Genomic DNA, 18323 nt, shown 5'->3' on the forward strand with positions numbered 1-18323 from the left:
GCGGAGCGGTCGATGCGGCTGACCTCGTTTTCAGCCGCCGGCTATCGGTCGCTTCGTTCGATCCGGCTCGACATCGGCCAGGTCGCCGTCTTCGTTGGCGAAAACGGCGTCGGCAAGTCCAACCTCTATCGCGCGCTCCAGCTCATCAAGGCTTCGGCCGAAGGCACGCTCGCTCGCGAGATTGCCGGCGAGGGCGGCATGAGTTCGGCCTTGTGGTCGGGCAAGCGGCGGGTGGGACAACCGGTGCGCGTCATCATCGATGCTGCGTTCCTCGATGACGAGACGGCGGCATGTTACGCCTACAAGGTCGAGATCGGTTTGCCACCGCCTGTTTCGGCCGGCTTTGCCTTCGAACCCCACGTCAAGGAAGAGACGCTCAGCGTCGAGGCAGGGCGGCGCCCGGTCGAGATGATGTCGCGCAAGGGCCAGACGATTTATGCCCGCGACGCCGACGGACGTCGGGTGGAACATCCAGAGCGCGTGCTGAACTCTGAGACGGCACTGGCGCTGCTGGGTGGGGCAGGGCGCTACCCCGAGGTCGGCGATATGCGCGCCGCAGTCAGCAGCTGGCGCTTCTATCATGGCTTCCGCACCGACGCCGATTCGCCGGTGCGCCGACCAGCGCTGGCAACGACGTCGCCGATGCTCGACGAGGATGGCGCCAACCTTGCCGCCGTGTTCGCGACGCTGAAGCACATTCGCGAAGACACCGTTGATCTCGATCGCTGCATCGCCGAGGCGCTGGGCGGGGCGCAACTCGTCGTGCCCGTGCCCGAGGAAACAGCCACTTTCGGACTGGTGTTGCCGGAGTTTCCGCAGCGCGTGTTCAGGCCGCAAGAGTTGTCGGACGGACAGATCAGGTTCCTGGCGCTTGCCGGGGCGCTGTTGTCCTATCGCTTGCCGAAGCTGATTGCGCTGAACGAGCCCGAGGCGAGCCTGCATCCGCGCATGATGCCGGCGCTGGCCGAAATGATCGCCAAGGCGGCCGAGCGGACACAGGTCTGGATCGTCACCCATTCGCGCGAACTGGCCGACCTTGTTCGTGATCGCACCGGGGCGCGGCCGCTCACCGTGGTGCGCAACGAAGGCGCGACCAGCATCGAGGGAATGCGCATCACAGGTGAGATGCCAGACGACGAGGATTAACCGGCTTCGTGGCAGGCGACCCGACGTCGCGTGAACGTCCAGCCCAACGTCATCGCCGCGGCGGCAAGCAGGATCGCGGCAGCGCCGGCCAGTTGCAGAAGCTGCAGGCGCTGGCCGAAGGCGATGTAATCGGCGGCGATAGCCACCACCGGGTAGATAAAGGACAGGGCACCGACCAGATTGGTCGGCAGCTTCTGGATCGCGCCGTAAAGCAGGATGTACATCAGGCCGGTGTGGACGACGCCGATGGTCACGAGGAGCGCCCAGCTGCCAATATCGACCGGCGGGTTGGCGAGATTGGCGAAGGGCGCCAGCATGACGACACCGACCGCGACCTGGATCAGTGCAATCAGATGCGGCGGCACGCCCTTCAGCTTCTTCGCCACGATCGCGGCTATGGCGTAGAAGAAGGCGGCACCGAGGGCGAGCAGGATGCCGCCCAGATAGTCCGTGCCGACATGGGCCGTGCCCGACTTTCCCTGGACGATCATCAGCATGCCGGCGAAGGCCACCAGCAGCCAGCCCAGCTTGGCCAACGTGATGCGCTCGCCGAAGAGCAGCGCACCGAGCGCCACCAGCATGAAAGGCTGGGTGTTGTAGACGGCGGTTGCGATGGAGATCGAGGCGCGCGGAAAAGCGGCGAAGAGCAATACCCAGTTGGCGACGATGGCCACGCCGCCGATGATGGCATAGACGATCTGCCTGCGAGAGACGATGTCAGGGCGAAACAGGCCGAGCCCGGCGCAGATGGCCAGCAGGGTGAGCGTCCCGAAGGCGCAGCGCCAGAACACCACCGACATGACGGGCTGGCCGGAGAGGACGACAAACAGTCCGATCGTGCCTGAGATCACCATTGCCGCGGTCATTTCGATCGTACCGCGCGTCTGGTCCGTCATGTTCCTGCTCCTTGCTGAATGAGGCGTATTGTGCGCAGGGAGACTGCGGAAATATATGAGTCGGCGCAGCCATTTGCCCGGAATAGCCTAACAATGTAAGGTGGTTCTCCCATCTTGGCTCAGGAGCGAAAAATGCTTGACGACCTCGACAGGCGCATCGTCGAAATCCTGGTCGAGGATGCCAGGATTTCGCTCAAGGACCTTGCCCAACGCGTCGGCCTGTCGTCGCCGAGCGCATCGGAGCGGCTGAAGCGGCTGGAGGAGCGGGGCGTCATCCGCGCCTTCACCATCGAGGTGGACCCCGCAGCCCTCGGCTACACCTTGCAGGCGATCGTCCGCATCAGGCCGCTGCCCGGAAAGTTGCATGTGGTGCAGGACCTGATCCAGCAGATCGCGCAATTCTCGGAATGCGACAAGGTGACGGGCGACGATTGCTTCGTCGCGCGGCTGCACATCCGTTCCATCGACGAACTCGACAAGATTCTGGACCGCATCGCCGACAAGGCGGAGACGAGCAGCTCGATCGTCAAGGCGCAGCCGGTCAAGCGGCGTCTGCCGCCGCTTCTGTGAACTGCAGATACAAAAAAGCCGGCGCTGGGGGCGCCGGCTTTGGTCGTCTTGACGAAAAAGATCAGCCGATCTTCTGGCCGGTCTTGGCCCAGTCGGCCAGGAACATCTCGAGGCCCTTGTCGGTCAGCGGGTGCTTGACCAGCGCCTTCAGCGTTGCCGGCGGGATGGTGGCGACGTCGGCGCCGATGAGGGCGGCGCGCTTGACGTGCTCGGTCGAGCGGATCGAGGCCGCGAGGATCTCGGTGTCGAAGCCGTAGTTGTCATAGATGTGGCGGATCTCGGCGATCAGCTCCATGCCGTCGACAGCCATGTCGTCGAGACGGCCAATGAAGGGCGAGATGAAGGTGGCGCCGGCCTTGGCGGCGAGGAGTGCCTGGTTGGCGGAGAAGCACAGTGTAACATTGACCATGCGGCCTTCCGAGGTCAGGGCGCGGCAGGCCTTGAGGCCGTCGAGGGTGAGCGGCACCTTGATGCAGATGTTGTCGGCGATCTTCGACAGAACCGCAGCTTCCTTCATCATCTCGGCATATTCGGTGGCAGCCACTTCCGCGGAGACCGGGCCGTCGACGATGTCGCAGATTTCCTTGGTCACTTCGGCGATGTTGCGACCGGACTTGAGGATCAGCGACGGGTTGGTGGTGACGCCGTCGAGCAGGCCGAGCTCATTGAGCTCGCGGATGTCCTTGACGTCGGCGGTGTCGACGAAAAACTTCATGGTGGTCTCCTTGGCAATGGAAGCATGCCGCCGGGGCACGGCACGTGTCGGCCTTTGCTCTAAACCAAGTTCGGGGCAAGGTCACGCGTCATGACCGCCGATTCGCCAACAAGAAGGGCCGCACCCGTGCTCGTGCCGATGCCGGCCGAGCGGGCGTACTCCTATGCAGTCCCCGAAGGCATGGATGTCGTGCCCGGTTCGATCGTGCGCGTGCCGCTGGGGCCGCGCGAAGTCGCCGGCATCGTCTGGGATGGGCCGGTAGAGGCCGTTGACCCGAAAAAGCTGCGGGCGATCGCCCATGTCTTCGACTGCCCGCCTGTCAATGCCGATATGCGGCGTCTGGTCGACTGGGTAGCCCAATACACGATCTCGCCCCCTGGCATGGTGGCGCGCATGATCCTGCGGGCGCCGGAGGCCTTCGATCCCGAGCCATGGACGGAAGGCATCGTGCGCACCGAGGCGAGCCCGGACCGGATGACCTCGGCGCGCGAGCGCGTGCTCGAGATGGCCAATGACGGCATGGCTTGGACGCGCTCGGGCCTGGCGCATGCGGCCGGCGTGTCGTCGACCGTCGTCGACGGGCTCAAGGCGCAGGGCGTGTTCGAAACGGTGATGATCCCACCGCGCCCGGTGGTGGCGGCGCCCGACACGTCCTACGCGACGGCAGAGCTCGTTGGCGAACAGCAGGCGGCCGCCCAGGATCTGCGCGAACTGGTGGCAGCCGACCGCTTCGGCGTCAGCCTAATCGATGGCGTCACCGGCTCAGGCAAGACCGAGGTCTATTTCGAGGCCGTGGCGGCAGCGCTCGACAAGGGCAAGCAGGTGCTGATCCTGTTGCCGGAGATCGCGCTGACCCAGGCCTTTCTCGAACGTTTCCAGAACCGCTTCGGCGCCAAGCCGGCGGAATGGCATTCTGACCTGCCGCCGCGCATGCGCGAACGCGTCTGGCGCCAGGTGGCGGAGGGCGGCGTTCGCGTCGTCGCCGGGGCGCGTTCGGCGCTGTTCCTGCCGTTCAAGGAGCTTGGCCTCATCGTCGTCGATGAAGAGCACGACCCCGCCTACAAGCAGGAGGACCGTGTTTTCTACAACGCCCGCGACATGGCCGTGGTGCGCGCCCATATCGGCGGCTTCCCCGTGGTGTTGGCGTCGGCCACGCCATCGGTCGAGAGCCGGGTCAATGCCGAGCAGGGCAAGTATCGCCGCACCGTGCTGTCGGCGCGCTTTGCCGAAGCAGCGCTGCCGCATCTCGCCACCATCGACATGCGCCGGTCGCCGCCGGCACGTGGCGGCTTCCTGTCGCCCGTCCTGCTCGGCAAGATGCGCGAGAACCTTGGCCGGCAAGAGCAGTCGCTGCTGTTCCTCAACCGGCGCGGCTATGCGCCGCTGACGCTTTGCCGGGTCTGCGGCCATCGTTTCGGCTGCCCGGTGTGCTCGGCCTGGCTGGTTGAGCACCGCTTTCGCGGCCAGCTCGTCTGCCACCATTGTGGCCACAACGAGAAACGACCCGAAGCCTGCCCGGAATGCGGCACCTTCGATCACCTGGTCGCCTGTGGCCCCGGTGTCGAGCGCATCGCCGAGGAGGTGGTTCATCATTTCCCCGAGGCCCGCACCATCGTCTTGTCGTCGGACATGCTTGGCGGCGTGAAGCGACTCAGGCTCGAGCTGGAAGCCATTGCCAATGGCGAGGCCGACATTGTCATCGGCACGCAGCTCGTCGCAAAGGGCCACAACTTTCCGAACATGACGCTGGTCGGCGTGGTCGATGCCGATTTGGGCCTCGCCAATGGTGACCCACGCGCCGCAGAACGCACCTATCAGCTGCTGTCGCAGGTGACGGGCCGCGCCGGCCGCACCGGCAAGAAGAGCCTTGGCCTGCTGCAGACGTTCCAGCCCGACCATCCTGTCATGCGGGCGATTGTCTCGGGCGATTCGGAGGCCTTCTACGACCGCGAGATCAATGAGCGTGAACGCGCGGCGTTGCCGCCTTTCGGCAGGCTCGCCGGCGTCATCGTCAGTGCTGCGACACGCGCCGAGGCGGAGAGCCATGCGCGCGGCCTGCGCCGTGCCGCCAAGGTTGCGCAGGATGTGCATGTGCTGGGACCGGCCGAAGCACCGCTTGCAATGGTCGGCGGGCGTCACCGTTTCCGCCTGCTTGTCCAGGCCGACCGCAAGGCGGACATCCAGGGCTACATCAAGGAGATGCTTTCAGAAGGGCCCAAGGTCCGCGGCTCAGTGCGCGTGCAGGTCGATATCGACCCGCAGAGTTTCCTGTAGCTCAGTCCGCCGGCCGGGCAATGATGCCCAGAAGCGGCGTGTTCGGCGTCGGGCCAGCGACGACCTCGTCGACCAAATAGCCGGCACCCTTCAGCCTGATCTCGACGGCGCGCATGATGGTCTCGATCTGACTGATGCCGGGCGGTTCGAAGAACAGGAACAGCCTGCCGCCGGGAGCAAGCATCGGCTTCAGCACGGCCAGCTCGCGCATCGCCTCGAGCCAGAACAGGTTGACGTTGATTGCGAAAATCTTGTCGAAGCTGCCGGCCGTGGCGGTGTAGTCGGCGAGCGTGGACTCCACGATCTCCACCTTACCCAAGGCAATGGCATCGGCGTTCCGCGCCTTCGCTGCCTTTACCGCGCTGTCGGAGCGGTCGAGCCCGACGACGTGACCGTCGCCAAGTTTTTGGGCGATCAGCGCGATCGCGACGCCGCGGCCGCAACCGATCTCGAACAGGCGATCTCCAGGTTGGACGCCAAGATGCGACAGGGCCCAGGATATGCGTTCGGGAACGGTCATCAGGCCAAGTCCTCCCCTCGGCAGCCGCCAACAGCGTATGACGGCACGAGCGGCGAGGCTATATCCCCGCATGAGGTGTCGTGCTATCGCCCAGACTCCTTGGCAATCACCTGTTGTCGGCGGGGAAAAGATGCGGAAAATCGGCCTTATTGGCGGCATGAGCTGGGAATCGACGGCGATCTACTATCGCTTGATCAACGAGGAGGTCCGACGCCGCGTCGGTGGGCTGCACTCGGCCAAGCTTTTGCTGTGGTCGTTCGATTTCGCGGAGATCGCCGAGCGCCAGCATGCGGATGACTGGGCCGGAGCGACCGACATGATGGTCGAGGCGGCCCGCACCCTTGAGCAGGCGGGCGCTGAGGCCCTGGTGATCTGCACCAACACCATGCACCGCATGGCCGACGACATCCAGGCAAGGGTGTCCGTTCCACTGATCCACATCGCCGACGCCACCGCCGAGGCGATGAAGGCTTCAGGCGTCTCCAGGCCTTTGCTGTTGGCGACGCGCTTCACAATGGAGCAGGACTTCTACCGGGACAGGCTCGCGGATGGGCATGGGATCGTCGCCACGGTTCCTGACGAGGCGGGGCGCGAGATCGTCCATCGCATCATCTATGAGGAATTGGTGCGGGGCGTGGTCAAGCCCGAGTCCAAGGCGGCTTACCTCCAGGAGGTCGAGCGATTGCGCAGCGCGCCGGAGGGCCGCGACGTAGACGGGCTGATCATGGGCTGCACCGAGATCACCATGCTGATCGGCCGGGATGATTTCGATATCCCGGTCTTCGATACCACTGCGATCCACGCAACTGCCGCCGTCGATTTTGCGCTCGCCTGATACCGGCGCCTGTTGCGCCTGCCGGGCGCTCGGGTAAATTCACGCCAGCAACCGTCGGGGGACAATCCAATGGCATTTACCTTTCCGTGGCCGGTCAGCCAGGGCGAATGGCTGGCCTGGAGCTCGGCCGTTGCGACGCTGCTGTTCGGCGCCATCCTGTTTTTCGCGCCGAGAATCGCGTTCCGCATTCTTCGGCTCCAGGCGCGGCCCGACAATCCCGAAGCCATTGCGCAGGGGCGGGCGACCATGGCCGGCTTCTTCCTTGGCGTCGGTCTGTGCACGATTTTGCTGGCCCAGCCTTGGCTTTACATCGCGCTCGGCGTGTCCTGGCTGTTCACTGCCTTCGGCCGCATCGTGGCGATGATGTCCGATGGCGCCAACACGCCCTATAATTGGGTGGCTATCGTAATCGAAGTGGCGTTGGCGGCCCTGCCTCTGGGCTTCGTTTTCGGCTTCTGGCCGTGAATCGGCAGCTTCATCCCCAGGATGCGACAATAGTGCCCGATGAGCCTGTTAGAGGACGTGTTGCGGTCCTCAAAAGCCTGTGCTAGACGGCAATCGACTTTCGGCCGGGGGGATGCGGCTGTCGCTAGCTCCGGGGTCAAAAAACGCAGTAAGGTCAAAGATTTAGCCGGAGTCTCACGCTCGCGCCAATAATCTTGCGGCCTGTCAGACAAGAGAAAAGACGGTCCGTGACCCAATCTTCCTCGCCAATCTCCGGTGTTGCTGAGCGCTATGCAGGCTCGCTGTTTGAGCTTGCGCTTGAATCCAATGCCGTTGCCAAGGTCGAAGCCGATCTCGGTGCCTTTTCCGCCCTGCTGGAAGGCAGCGCCGATCTCGACCGCCTGATCAAGAGCCCGGTGTTCTCCGGCGAAGAGCAGGAAAAGGCGATTTCGGCTATCGCCGACAAGGCCAAGATCACTGGCCTCGCGGGCAATTTCCTTCGTCTCGTGGCGCGCAATCGTCGCCTGTTTGCTCTGCCTGGCATGATTGCGGCCTTCCGCAAGATCGCCGCCGAGCATCGCGGTGAGGTTTCCGCCGAGGTGACGTCGGCGCACGAGCTGACGGCAGTCCAGCAGACCGAGCTCAAGACGGCGCTGAAGAGCGTTGCCGGCAAGGACGTCGCGATCTCCGTTTCGGTCGATCCGTCGCTGCTCGGCGGCCTCATCGTCAAGATGGGCTCGCGCCAGATCGATACGTCGCTCAAAACCAAACTCAATTCGCTCAAGCTTGCACTGAAAGAGGTCGGCTGATGGACATCCGCGCCGCGGAAATCTCCGCAATTCTGAAAGACCAGATCAAGAATTTCGGCAAGGAAGCCGAAGTTTCCGAAGTCGGTCAGGTTCTGTCGGTGGGTGACGGTATCGCCCGCGTCTATGGTCTTGACAACGTCCAGGCGGGCGAGATGGTCGAGTTCCCGGGCGGCATCCGTGGCATGGCGCTGAACCTCGAAAGCGACAATGTCGGCGTGGTTATCTTCGGCGCCGACCGCGACATCAAGGAAGGCGACACCGTCAAGCGCACCGGCGCCATCGTCGACGTGCCGGTCGGTCCTGGTCTGCTCGGCCGCGTGGTCGACGCCCTTGGCAACCCGATCGACGGCAAGGGCCCGATCGTTGCAGCCGAGCGTCGCCGCGTCGACGTCAAGGCTCCCGGCATCATCCCCCGCAAGTCGGTGCATGAGCCGATGTCGACCGGCCTCAAGGCCATCGACGCGCTCATCCCGGTCGGTCGCGGCCAGCGCGAGCTGGTCATCGGCGATCGCCAGACCGGTAAGACCGCCATCATCCTCGACACCATCCTGAACCAGAAGGCGATCCATGTCGCCGGTCCGGAAAAGGAAAAGCTGTTCTGCGTCTACGTCGCAGTCGGCCAGAAGCGCTCGACCGTCGCGCAGTTCGTGAAGGTGCTCGAAGAGCGCGGCGCGCTCGAATATTCGATCATCATCGCTGCGACCGCTTCGGACGCTGCCCCGATGCAGTTCCTGGCACCGTTCGCCGGCTGCGCCATGGGCGAGTACTTCCGCGACAACGGCCAGCACGCCCTGATCGCCTATGACGATCTGTCCAAGCAGGCTGTCGCCTATCGCCAGATGTCGCTGCTGCTGCGCCGCCCGCCGGGCCGCGAAGCTTACCCGGGCGACGTCTTCTATCTGCACTCGCGTCTGCTCGAGCGCGCTGCGAAGCTCAACGACGAGAACGGCGCCGGTTCGCTGACCGCTCTCCCCGTCATCGAGACGCAGGCCAACGACGTGTCGGCCTACATCCCGACCAACGTGATCTCGATCACCGACGGCCAGATCTTCCTCGAGACCAACCTGTTCTTCCAGGGCATCCGTCCTGCCGTGAACGTCGGTCTGTCGGTGTCGCGCGTCGGCTCGTCGGCCCAGGTCAAGGCGATGAAGCAGGTTGCAGGCTCGATCAAGGGCGAGCTCGCGCAGTACCGTGAAATGGCTGCTTTCGCGCAGTTCGGTTCGGATCTCGATGCCGCTACCCAGCGTCTGCTCAACCGTGGTGCGCGTCTGACCGAGCTGCTCAAGCAGCCGCAGTTCTCGCCGCTCAAGACTGAAGAGCAGGTCACGGTGATCTTCGCCGGCGTCAACGGCTACCTCGACAAGCTGGCCCTCAACAAGGTCGGCAAGTTCGAGCAGGGTCTGCTGGCGTACATGCGCTCCGAAGGCAAGGATGTCCTCGACGGCATCCGCACCGAGAAGGCGCTCAGCGACGACCTGCGCGGCAAGCTCAAGGCGCACATCGACACGTTCGCGAAAAACTTCGCCTGACACTGACGGATAAGGCATGGCCTCGCTAAAAGACCTCCGCAACCGCATCGCCTCGGTCAAGGCGACGCAGAAAATCACCAAGGCGATGCAGATGGTCGCCGCGGCGAAGCTGCGTCGCGCCCAGGAAGCTGCGGAAGCCGCGCGTCCCTACTCGCAGCGCATGGGTGCGGTTCTCGCGAACATCGCCCAGGCGGTCGGCAATGATGGCGAAGCTCCGGCCCTGATGACCGGGACGGGCAAGGACAACGTGCACCTGCTCGTCGTCTGCACGGCCGAGCGCGGCCTGTGCGGCGGTTTCAACAGCCAGATCTCGCGTCTGGCTCGCGATCACGTCCGCAAGCTGCAGGGCCAGGGCAAGACGGTGAAGATCATCACCGTCGGCAAGAAGGGCTACGATGTCCTGCGCCGCGATTTCGCGTCGCTGATCATCGATCGCGTCGAGTTGCGCGATGCCAAGCAGGTCGGCTTCGTTCATGCCGACATGATTGCGAAGAAGGTGATCACCCTGTTCAACCAGGGCGCCTTTGACGTCTGCACGCTGTTCTACTCGGAGTTCAAGTCGGTGATCAGCCAGATCCCGACGGCACAGCAGCTCATCCCTGCTGCCGCTGCCGGAGCTGCCGACACGTCGGCCTCGGGCGCCATCTACGAGTACGAGCCTGAGCCTAACGAGATCCTGGGCGACCTCATTCCCCGCAACATCTCGGTGCAGATCTTCCGTGCGCTGCTCGAGAATGCGGCCGGTGAGATGGGCGCCAAGATGAGCGCGATGGACAATGCCACGCGCAACGCCGGCGACATGATCAACAAGCTGACGATCACGTACAACCGCCAGCGTCAGGCCCAGATCACCAAGGAACTGATCGAAATCATTTCGGGCGCCGAAGCGCTCTAGGCACGCAGGGCCCCGCCGCAGGGCGGTCCAGCGTGAAACAAGGAACGGACACAGAGGTTACAACGATGGCTAAAGCAGCTACTCCGAAAGCGGCGGCGGAAAAGGCCCCGGCAGTGAAGAAGGCGGCGCCTGCGAAGGCGGCTGCCGCCAAGGTCAGCGCCTCGGGCGCGGCAGGCCGCGTCGCCCAGGTCATCGGCGCCGTTGTCGACGTTCACTTCGATGGCGAACTGCCGCCCATCCTGAACGCGCTCGAGACGATGAATGGCGACAACCGCCTGATCCTTGAAGTGGCGCAGCATCTCGGCGAAAACACCGTCCGCTGCATCGCCATGGACATCTCGGAAGGTCTCGTTCGCGGCCAGCCGGTCAGCGATACGGGCTCGCCCATCATGGTTCCGGTCGGCGACGAGACGCTCGGCCGCATCATGAACGTCATCGGCGAGCCGGTCGACGAAGCCGGCCCGGTCAAGACCAAGGCGCGCCGCGCCATCCACCAGGAAGCTCCTGCCTATGTCGACCAGTCGACCGAAGCGCAGATCCTGGTCACCGGCATCAAGGTCGTCGATCTGCTGGCTCCCTACGCCCGCGGCGGTAAGATCGGCCTGTTCGGCGGCGCCGGCGTCGGCAAGACCGTTCTGATCCAGGAACTGATCAACAACGTCGCCAAGGCGCACGGTGGTTACTCGGTGTTCGCCGGTGTCGGCGAGCGTACCCGCGAAGGCAACGACCTCTATCACGAGATGATCGAGTCGGGCGTCAACAAGGACCCGCACGAGAACAACGGCTCGACCGAAGGTTCGAAGTGCGCCCTGGTGTTCGGTCAGATGAACGAGCCGCCCGGTGCCCGCGCTCGCGTCGCTCTCTCGGGTCTGACCATCGCCGAACATTTCCGCGACCAGGGCCAGGACGTTCTGTTCTTCGTTGACAACATCTTCCGTTTCACCCAGGCGGGTTCGGAAGTGTCGGCTCTGCTCGGACGTATTCCGTCGGCCGTGGGTTACCAGCCGACGCTGGCGACCGACATGGGCGCGATGCAGGAACGCATCACCACCACCAACAAGGGTTCGATCACCTCGGTGCAGGCCATCTACGTGCCTGCCGACGACTTGACCGACCCGGCGCCGGCAACGTCGTTCGCGCACCTTGACGCGACGACCGTTCTCAACCGTGCGATTTCGGAAAAGGGTATCTACCCGGCCGTCGATCCGCTCGACTCGACCTCGCGCATGCTCGATCCGCTGATCGTCGGCGAAGAGCACTACTCGGTCGCCCGCCGCGTCCAGGAAATTCTCCAGCGCTACAAGTCGCTGCAGGACATCATCGCCATCCTGGGCATGGACGAGCTGTCGGAAGAGGACAAGATCACTGTCGCCCGCGCCCGTAAGGTCGAGCGCTTCCTGTCGCAGCCGTTCTTCGTCGCCGAAGTGTTCACCGGCTCGCCCGGCCAGCTCGTGCCGCTCGAAGACACGATCAAGAGCTTCAAGGGCCTCGTCGAAGGCGAGTACGATCACCTGCCCGAAGCTGCCTTCTACATGGTCGGCGGCATCGACATGGCGATCGAGAAGGCCCAGCGCCTGGCTGCGGAAGCGGCGTAAAGATGGATGAAGATGCCGACTTCGAGTTCTGCTGTGACGCTATGCAAGCGGCCACGGCGGACCTTCCAGAGCCGGCATCTCCGACCATTTTTGTGTCAGAAGATGAAGTTCTGATGATGGTCGTGGGGCTCGTCGAGACCGAGGACGGTCTGGGCTTCATGGAGCAAGCAGTGGCGTACTGCCCATTTTGCGGTACCCACATTCAGGACGTGGAAGCACTAGCCAAAGAGGCGCGGCAATAATGGCCGAAGCATTCAAATTCGAACTGGTCTCTCCCGAGCGTCTGCTCGTTTCGGAGCAGGTCGAGTCAGTCGTCATCCCCGGTTCGGAAGGCGAGATGACTGTCATGGCCAATCACGCGCCGCTGATGACCACGGTCAAGCCGGGCGTCGTGACGGTCAGGACCGCCGGAGGCAAGGAAGAGCGCTACGTGGTGTTCGGCGGCTTCGCCGACATCGTGCCGGCCGGCTGCACGCTGCTCGCCGAATCGGCGATGGCCGTGAAGGACATCGACCGTGCTGCACTGCTGCGTCGCATCCAGAACGCCCGTGAAGATGTAGCAGACGCCAAGGACGACAATGCGCGTGCCAAGGCGGATGCCTATCTGAACCACCTTTCGACGCTGGAAGCAGCCGTCTGAAAGTGACATCGCCGATCTAGGTCGCGATCTCGATTCCCAAAAGCCGCTGGTCATTGCCGGCGGCTTTTTTGCATTCAGGGCTATGGACGGGTGTCCCAACCCTCGAGGGCATCGGCGAGCGCCAGCGTTTCGCGCGGCCTCGGCCTTGCCTCGGTCGGTGTGCCCGAAAAGCGCGGTGCCGGTGCCGGCTGGACGAAGCCGTCGAGCTCGACGAAGCTATTTCGAGCGACGAGGTGCGGGTGCACGACCGCCTCCTTCATATCGAGCACCGGCGACACACAGGCGTCCGAATATTCGAGTTCCGCCAGCCACTGGTTGCTCGAGCGCGTCCGCATGCGTGCCGCGATTCTTTCGCGAAGTGCGGGCCAGTTGCCTGGATCGGCGCGCAGGGTGTGGTTGTCCTCCTCCAGCCCGACCGCCTTGCGGAACAGTTCGAAGAACTGCGGCTCTATCGGGCCTATGGCGATGAAACGGCCGTCAGCGCATTCATAGGCGCTGTAGTAAGGCGCGCCGCCGTCGAGCAAGTTGGCGTCACGCTGGCTTCGCCACTGGCCGGCCGCATCCATGTCGTAGGCCATAGTGAGCAACTGTACGGTGCCGTCGCAGATCGCGGCATCGACGACCTGGCCCTGGCCCGTACGCTGGGCCGACAGCAGCGCCGCAAGCATGCCGCTCACGAGGAACATGGAGCCACCGCCGAAGTCGCCGACCAGGTTGAGCGGCGGCATGGGCCTGTCCGCTGGTCCTATGGCCGCGAGCGCGCCTGATATGGCGATGTAGTTGATGTCATGACCGGCATGGCTCGCCAGCGGGCCTGTCTGCCCCCAGCCGGTCATACGGCCGTAGACGAGGCGCGGATTGCGTGCCAGCAGGGGTTCGGGCCCAAGGCCGAGCCGCTCCATCACGCCGGGCCTGAAACCTTCGATGAGCGCATCCGCCCGGTCGAGCAGCCGGCGCACCTGCTCGGCATCCGCGGGATTCTTGAGATCTGCCTCGACGGTCGGCCGGCCGCGGCCGGATATCGGGTCGGGCAGGGTAGGCACTGCGCCTGGGCGCGCAATGCGAATGACGTCTGCGCCCATATCGGCGAATTGCATGGCAGCGAAGGGCGCCGGGCCGAGCCCGACGAATTCTATGATTCGAATGCCGACAAGAGGGCCGGCCGAAGGTGCTGACATCTGGGGTACTCCTCGGCCGATGCTAACCTGCCCGGTATGCAGCTGTGAAGCCAGAGGTCGGTGCCATTGGCGATGCCTGGCAAGAGTATGGCCATCGATCTGCTGTGCATCTGCGTTAGCCGTTACTTATGAAATGTCCGAGCCGATCATGCAGTCATGGAAAAATTCGAGCCTCCTGCGAATCCTTTTCTGCCGCCGGCGCCTCTTGGTCTGTGAGGCGCTCGGCCTCTGACACAGGAGACGAATATGGCATTCTACAGAAAGAACATTGGCGGGCTTCATCAGCTGCTGCGCGTCATGGTCGGCACCGGCGTGGCCGTCGCAGGCTTCGTCTACGTGCCCGGGATGGCGGCATGGCTCGTCGCTGCGGGCGGAGCCGGTCTCGCGCTGAGCGGCGTGGTCGGTTACTGCCCGATGTGCGCCGTGGCCGGCATTGGCGGAAGAGGGAAGGCTTGAGAACCGCACCTGCAGATATGTTCGAGGCGGCGCGTCTTGGAGATCGCGCCGCCATCATCGGGCTGCTCGATCTTTCGCAGCCGGATATCCGTCGCTATGCGCGTTCGGCCTGCCGCACATCAGCCGATGCCGAAGACGCTGCGCAGGAGGCGCTTTGGCTGCTCTTTCGGCACGTCGGAGCCATCCGCTCCGTTGCCGCGCTCTCGGGCTGGCTGTTCACGGTGGTCCGGCGCGAATGCATGCGCTTGGCCCGCCGAACCGGCATGGTGGCCGCAGCCGGGGATGAAGAAGCCGAGGCCGAACTGTTGTCGCGACCGGAGCCTGAGCTTCGGCTCGACCTTGCCGCCGCCTTCGAATCCCTGCCGCCACACTATCGCGATGTCGCACTGATGCGCGACATCAAGGAAATGAGCATCGCCGAGATCGCCACTGCACTCGACCTGTCGCGCGAGACGGTCAAGGCGCGGCTGCACCGCGCGCGCGTGCTGATGCGCGAATTCCTGACGCGGTGACAAGGAAGGCCACGCAGAGCCTGCAGCAGGCTCTACCGCGGCCGCGCCACGTCGTTGGTGCCTTCGGCGTCCGGTGCCAGGCCGTAGCTCATACGGCGCATCTGCTCGATGACCCTCTCCATCTCCTCGTCGGACAGGACCGGCGGCTCGCCGAGGGTAAGCGCCTGGACATACATGCGCGACAGCGTTTCCACCTCGATCGCCAGCCACAGCGCGTGTTCGAGGTTGGTCCCGAGCGAGATCTGGCCATGCTGGCCGAGCAGACAGGCGAGCCGGTCCTTGAGTGCGACAAGCGCATTGTCTGAAAGAGCCTGGGTGCCGAAGGTGGCATAAGCGGCGCAGCGGATGGTCGTGCCGCCGGCGACACCGGTCATGTAGTGGAACGACGGAATGGTCCTGTGGTGGCAGGCGAGCGTCGTCGCGTAGACCGAATGGCAATGGAGCACGACGCTGATGTCCTCGCGTGCCTTCAGGATATCGCGGTGGAAGCGCCATTCTGACGACGGGCGGCGGCCGACATAGGTGCCGTCGAAATCCATCTCGACGATATCGTCAGGGCCCATGATGTCATAGGGCATGCCCGACGGCGTGATCAGGAAGCCGCTGCTCGACCGCACCGAAAGATTGCCCGCCGTGCCCTGGTTGATCCCGCTGGAATTCATGCGCCGGCAGATCGACACCATCTCGTCGCGCAGTGCCTTGTCAGTCATCGTCTACTCCATATGAAAGAGCTGCTGCAGTGGCACGACCAGCGGCTCGTTGCGGTCGGTGTACTGCATGATGTCGGCCATGAAGTCCCACCAGCGGCGGTTGACCTCGGTTTGCGGCAACCTGTCCATGCTGTGGTCGTCGGTGCGGACCAGCGTCGCGAACAGGTGGTTGGTCTCGGGATCGAGCCAGATCGTGTAGTCGGACACCCCCGCCTCGCGCAGGGCGGTGCTGAGTTCCGGCCAAATCTCGTCATGCCGCTTCTTGTACTCGGCGGCCTGGCCAGGATTGAGGACCATGCGGAAGGCGATGCGTTCGGGCATTGCGACGCTCCCTCAGACGATGCCGCCGCTGCCGCCGACCGATGCTGGCCGCTCGGCCGCGACCTTCTGGCGGTAACCGCTGGCGCGGTAGGCCGCGACCGGATCGATAGCACCGCCGCTGTTGAGCCGCGCCATGGCAAGGATAGGCCCGACGTCGGTGCGGTAGGCGGCTTTCAGCGTCTGGGTCGCCATCAGCGCGTCGTTGGCCTCCTGGAAACCTTCGAGCGCCTTGCGGTCGACCAGCAATGCGGCGGCATAGGCACGCTGGACCTCGACCGCCGACAGCATCAGGCTCTCGATCGGATCGGTGACGTTGTGGCTCTGGTCGAGCATGTGGGCAGGGTGAAAATCCTTCGCCCCGGAAAGCTCGGCGTCGACCAGCTCGTTGAAGACCAGGAACAGGCGGTAAGGATCGATAGATCCAGCATCGAGATCGTCGTCACCATATTTCGAGTCGTTGAAGTGGAAACCGCCCAGCTTGCCGAACTGGATCAACCGGGACACGATCATCTCGATGTTGACGTTGGGAGCGTGATGGCCGAGGTCGACGAGGCAATAGGCCTTGTCGCCCAACTCCTTCGCGATGATGTAGTTGGTGCCCCAGTCCTGCACGACGGTCGAATAGAAGGCCGGTTCGTACATCTTGTGTTCGGTGAACAACCGCCAGTCGTCTGGCAATGTCGCGTAGATGTCCTTCATTGCGTCGAGATAACGTTCGAAAGCGCGGGCGAAATTGACCTGGCCGGGAAAGTTGGAGCCATCGCCGATCCACACCGTCAGCGCCTTTGACCCAAGCGCGCGGCCGATCTCGATGCATTCGATGTTGTGCTCGACGGCCTGCCGGCGGACGGCGGCATCGGCGTGGCTGAGGGAGCCGAACTTGTAGGACTGCTTCTGGTCGCGCGCGTCGGAGAAGGTGTTGGAGTTCATGGCGTCGAAGCCGAGCCCGAAACGCGCCGCCGCTTGCTTCAGGCGGTTCGGGTCGGCCTTGTCCCAGGGAATGTGCAGCGAGACGGTGGGCGTGGCGCGCGTCAGCTGGTTGATGACCGAACAGTCCTCGATCTTGTCGAACACGTCGCGCGGTTCGCCCTGGCCAGGGAAGCGGGCAAAGCGTGTACCGCCGGTGCCGACGCCCCAGGACGGGATCGCGACGCCGAAGGCCTCGACCTTCCTGAGAATGGCATCGATGGCGATGCCGCGCCGGTCGAGTTGTTCGCCCAGCGACGCGTAGTCGGCGCGCAGGGCCTTTTCGTTGACGGCGTTGCTCTTTTCGACGGCGTCGCCCGATATCATCGTTTCCATCACATCCTCCTCCTGCGCGGCATCACCACGCAAATGTCCGCACAAGAAAGTCCGGCGTTGCGTCGTGCTCGGCGAACAGTTTTTCGCGCTCAGCCTGGCTGCTCGTTTCGAGCACGCCGGTCATCACCAGCCCTGTCCGCAGCCCTGCGCCGTGGCCGCCCGATATGTCGTGCTCGATGCTGTCGCCGACGCAGACGACACGCGCCGGGTCGGGATTGCCGAGCATGTCGAGTGCGGCGGCGTAAATCTCGGGAAACGGCTTGCCGATCCAGGTCACCTCGCCGCCAAGCTCGACGTAGAGTTCGGCAATGCGCCCGGCACCGAAGCGCGGGCCAAGCGGTGTCAGCATGATCTTGTCGGGGTTTGTGCAGAGGCACCGGATGCCTCGTGTCGCTGCTGGCTTAAGCAGGCGGCGATAGTGATCGAGGTCGAAGCGGTCGCCCTCGCTGGCCGACAGCAGCACGATGTCGGCCTCTTCACCTGTTTTGACCAGCGTCAACGGCAGGCCATCGACCGCCGAGCGGTCGCCGTCGCGGGCGATGAGCAGGCAGCGCAGACCGGTCCCGTCTGCGAGTTGCCTGCGCAAGCTCTGCCAGGCGACTTCGCCCGAGGACAGGAAATGATCCCAACTGCCGGGCACGAAGCCGAGCTTGACCAATCGCGCCTCGTTGGGCGCCGAACGCTTGCCGGAATTGGACAAGAGCAGCGTGCGCCTGCCGGCCTGCTTCAACCGGACCAGCGTCTCCACGGCGCCGGGGTAAGGTGCTGCGCCGTCGTGCAAGACGCCGAACTGGTCGAGGATGAAGACGTCGAAGCGCTCGGCCAGGTCGCGAATGCCTGAAAGCTGGAGAGGGGACATCACAGATCTCCCACCGCTTCGAGACCGATTAGTGCCAGGCGTGGGGGGGGGGGGGGGGGGGGGGGGGGGGGGGGGGGGGGGGGGGGGGGGGGGGGGGGGGGGGGGGGGGGGGGGGGG

21 protein-coding genes are annotated in these 18323 nt (G+C 64.3%); 13 read left to right on the plus strand and 8 right to left on the minus strand.

The window, feature by feature from the left end; all coding sequences use genetic code 11:
- The first annotated feature begins 12 nt into the window (after window positions 1-12).
- On the plus strand, window positions 13-1146 hold the full coding sequence (locus tag NDO48_RS08565; RefSeq protein WP_267321315.1) for an AAA family ATPase: 1134 nt from the start codon (window positions 13-15) through the stop codon (window positions 1144-1146).
- Here the strand turns inward: NDO48_RS08565 and NDO48_RS08570 are convergent.
- Entirely contained in the window at window positions 1143-2042 is a 900-nt protein-coding gene (locus tag NDO48_RS08570) for a DMT family transporter (protein WP_267321316.1), read from the minus strand. The genes NDO48_RS08565 and NDO48_RS08570 overlap by 4 nt on opposite strands.
- 132 nt (window positions 2043-2174) lie before the next feature.
- Between NDO48_RS08570 and NDO48_RS08575 the strand changes: the two genes are divergently transcribed.
- Entirely contained in the window at window positions 2175-2612 is a 438-nt protein-coding gene (locus tag NDO48_RS08575) for an Lrp/AsnC family transcriptional regulator (protein WP_018430157.1), read from the plus strand.
- 61 nt (window positions 2613-2673) lie between these two features.
- On the opposite strand, the gene fsa is transcribed toward NDO48_RS08575, so the two are convergent.
- Window positions 2674-3327 (minus strand): fructose-6-phosphate aldolase, encoded by a 654-nt coding sequence (gene fsa, locus NDO48_RS08580; RefSeq protein WP_026227632.1) that lies wholly within the window; start codon window positions 3325-3327, stop codon window positions 2674-2676.
- Window positions 3328-3417: 90 nt separating this feature from the next.
- Between fsa and NDO48_RS08585 the strand changes: the two genes are divergently transcribed.
- Entirely contained in the window at window positions 3418-5601 is a 2184-nt protein-coding gene (locus NDO48_RS08585) for a primosomal protein N' (protein WP_267321317.1), read from the plus strand.
- Window position 5602: 1 nt separating this feature from the next.
- On the opposite strand, the gene NDO48_RS08590 is transcribed toward NDO48_RS08585, so the two are convergent.
- Window positions 5603-6121, minus strand: a complete 519-nt coding sequence (locus tag NDO48_RS08590) for an SAM-dependent methyltransferase (protein ID WP_267321318.1) — start codon at window positions 6119-6121, stop codon at window positions 5603-5605.
- Window positions 6122-6251: 130 nt separating this feature from the next.
- On the opposite strand from NDO48_RS08590, the gene NDO48_RS08595 reads away from it, so the two are divergent.
- From NDO48_RS08595 to NDO48_RS08630, 8 genes are all read left to right on the plus strand, one after another.
- Entirely contained in the window at window positions 6252-6956 is a 705-nt protein-coding gene (locus NDO48_RS08595) for an aspartate/glutamate racemase family protein (RefSeq protein ID WP_267321319.1), read from the plus strand.
- Between the two features lie 69 nt (window positions 6957-7025).
- Entirely contained in the window at window positions 7026-7421 is a 396-nt protein-coding gene (locus NDO48_RS08600; protein ID WP_267321320.1) for a DUF4345 family protein, read from the plus strand.
- 227 nt (window positions 7422-7648) lie between these two features.
- Window positions 7649-8209, plus strand: a complete 561-nt coding sequence (locus tag NDO48_RS08605) for a F0F1 ATP synthase subunit delta (RefSeq protein WP_267321321.1) — start codon at window positions 7649-7651, stop codon at window positions 8207-8209.
- Window positions 8209-9738 (plus strand): F0F1 ATP synthase subunit alpha, encoded by a 1530-nt coding sequence (gene atpA, locus NDO48_RS08610; protein ID WP_018430150.1) that lies wholly within the window; start codon window positions 8209-8211, stop codon window positions 9736-9738. The genes NDO48_RS08605 and atpA overlap by 1 nt, the downstream gene beginning before the upstream one ends.
- A gap of 16 nt (window positions 9739-9754) precedes the next feature.
- Entirely contained in the window at window positions 9755-10633 is an 879-nt protein-coding gene (locus NDO48_RS08615) for a F0F1 ATP synthase subunit gamma (protein ID WP_018430149.1), read from the plus strand.
- A gap of 65 nt (window positions 10634-10698) precedes the next feature.
- The gene (gene atpD, locus NDO48_RS08620) at window positions 10699-12228 is read left to right on the plus strand and encodes a F0F1 ATP synthase subunit beta (RefSeq protein ID WP_026227631.1); all 1530 of its coding nucleotides are present in this window, start codon (window positions 10699-10701) and stop codon (window positions 12226-12228) included.
- A 2-nt stretch (window positions 12229-12230) separates the two neighbouring features.
- Window positions 12231-12470, plus strand: coding sequence for a hypothetical protein (locus NDO48_RS08625; protein WP_018430147.1), 240 nt, complete (start codon window positions 12231-12233; stop codon window positions 12468-12470).
- On the plus strand, window positions 12470-12868 hold the full coding sequence (locus tag NDO48_RS08630) for a F0F1 ATP synthase subunit epsilon (RefSeq protein WP_018430146.1): 399 nt from the start codon (window positions 12470-12472) through the stop codon (window positions 12866-12868). Before NDO48_RS08625 ends, NDO48_RS08630 begins: the two co-directional genes overlap by 1 nt.
- 80 nt (window positions 12869-12948) lie before the next feature.
- On the opposite strand, the gene NDO48_RS08635 is transcribed toward NDO48_RS08630, so the two are convergent.
- Entirely contained in the window at window positions 12949-14046 is a 1098-nt protein-coding gene (locus tag NDO48_RS08635) for a CaiB/BaiF CoA transferase family protein (protein ID WP_267321322.1), read from the minus strand.
- Window positions 14047-14292: 246 nt separating this feature from the next.
- Between NDO48_RS08635 and NDO48_RS08640 the strand changes: the two genes are divergently transcribed.
- Both NDO48_RS08640 and NDO48_RS08645 read left to right on the plus strand, forming a co-directional pair.
- Window positions 14293-14502, plus strand: a complete 210-nt coding sequence (locus NDO48_RS08640) for a DUF2892 domain-containing protein (RefSeq protein ID WP_267321323.1) — start codon at window positions 14293-14295, stop codon at window positions 14500-14502.
- Between the two features lie 17 nt (window positions 14503-14519).
- Entirely contained in the window at window positions 14520-15014 is a 495-nt protein-coding gene (locus tag NDO48_RS08645) for an RNA polymerase sigma factor (RefSeq protein ID WP_018430143.1), read from the plus strand.
- A gap of 32 nt (window positions 15015-15046) precedes the next feature.
- Here the strand turns inward: NDO48_RS08645 and NDO48_RS08650 are convergent, their stop codons facing one another.
- Genes NDO48_RS08650 through NDO48_RS08665 form a run of 4 tightly spaced genes read right to left on the minus strand, consistent with a single transcriptional unit; the run spans window position 15047 to window position 18206 of the window.
- Complete coding sequence (locus NDO48_RS08650) at window positions 15047-15724, minus strand: class II aldolase/adducin family protein (RefSeq protein WP_267321324.1); 678 nt, start codon at window positions 15722-15724, stop codon at window positions 15047-15049.
- Between the two features lie 3 nt (window positions 15725-15727).
- Window positions 15728-16045: an L-rhamnose mutarotase gene (rhaM, locus tag NDO48_RS08655; protein WP_267321325.1), complete on the minus strand. Its 318-nt coding sequence runs from the start codon at window positions 16043-16045 to the stop codon at window positions 15728-15730.
- Window positions 16046-16057: 12 nt separating this feature from the next.
- Window positions 16058-17347, minus strand: a complete 1290-nt coding sequence (gene rhaI / locus NDO48_RS08660; RefSeq protein ID WP_267321326.1) for an L-rhamnose catabolism isomerase — start codon at window positions 17345-17347, stop codon at window positions 16058-16060.
- 22 nt (window positions 17348-17369) lie between these two features.
- Complete coding sequence (locus tag NDO48_RS08665; RefSeq protein ID WP_267321327.1) at window positions 17370-18206, minus strand: TIGR01459 family HAD-type hydrolase; 837 nt, start codon at window positions 18204-18206, stop codon at window positions 17370-17372.
- Between the last annotated feature and the right edge of the window lie 117 nt (window positions 18207-18323).

It is taken from the genome of Aminobacter sp. MET-1 (assembly GCF_026521175.1).
GTDB lineage: Bacteria > Pseudomonadota > Alphaproteobacteria > Rhizobiales > Rhizobiaceae > Aminobacter.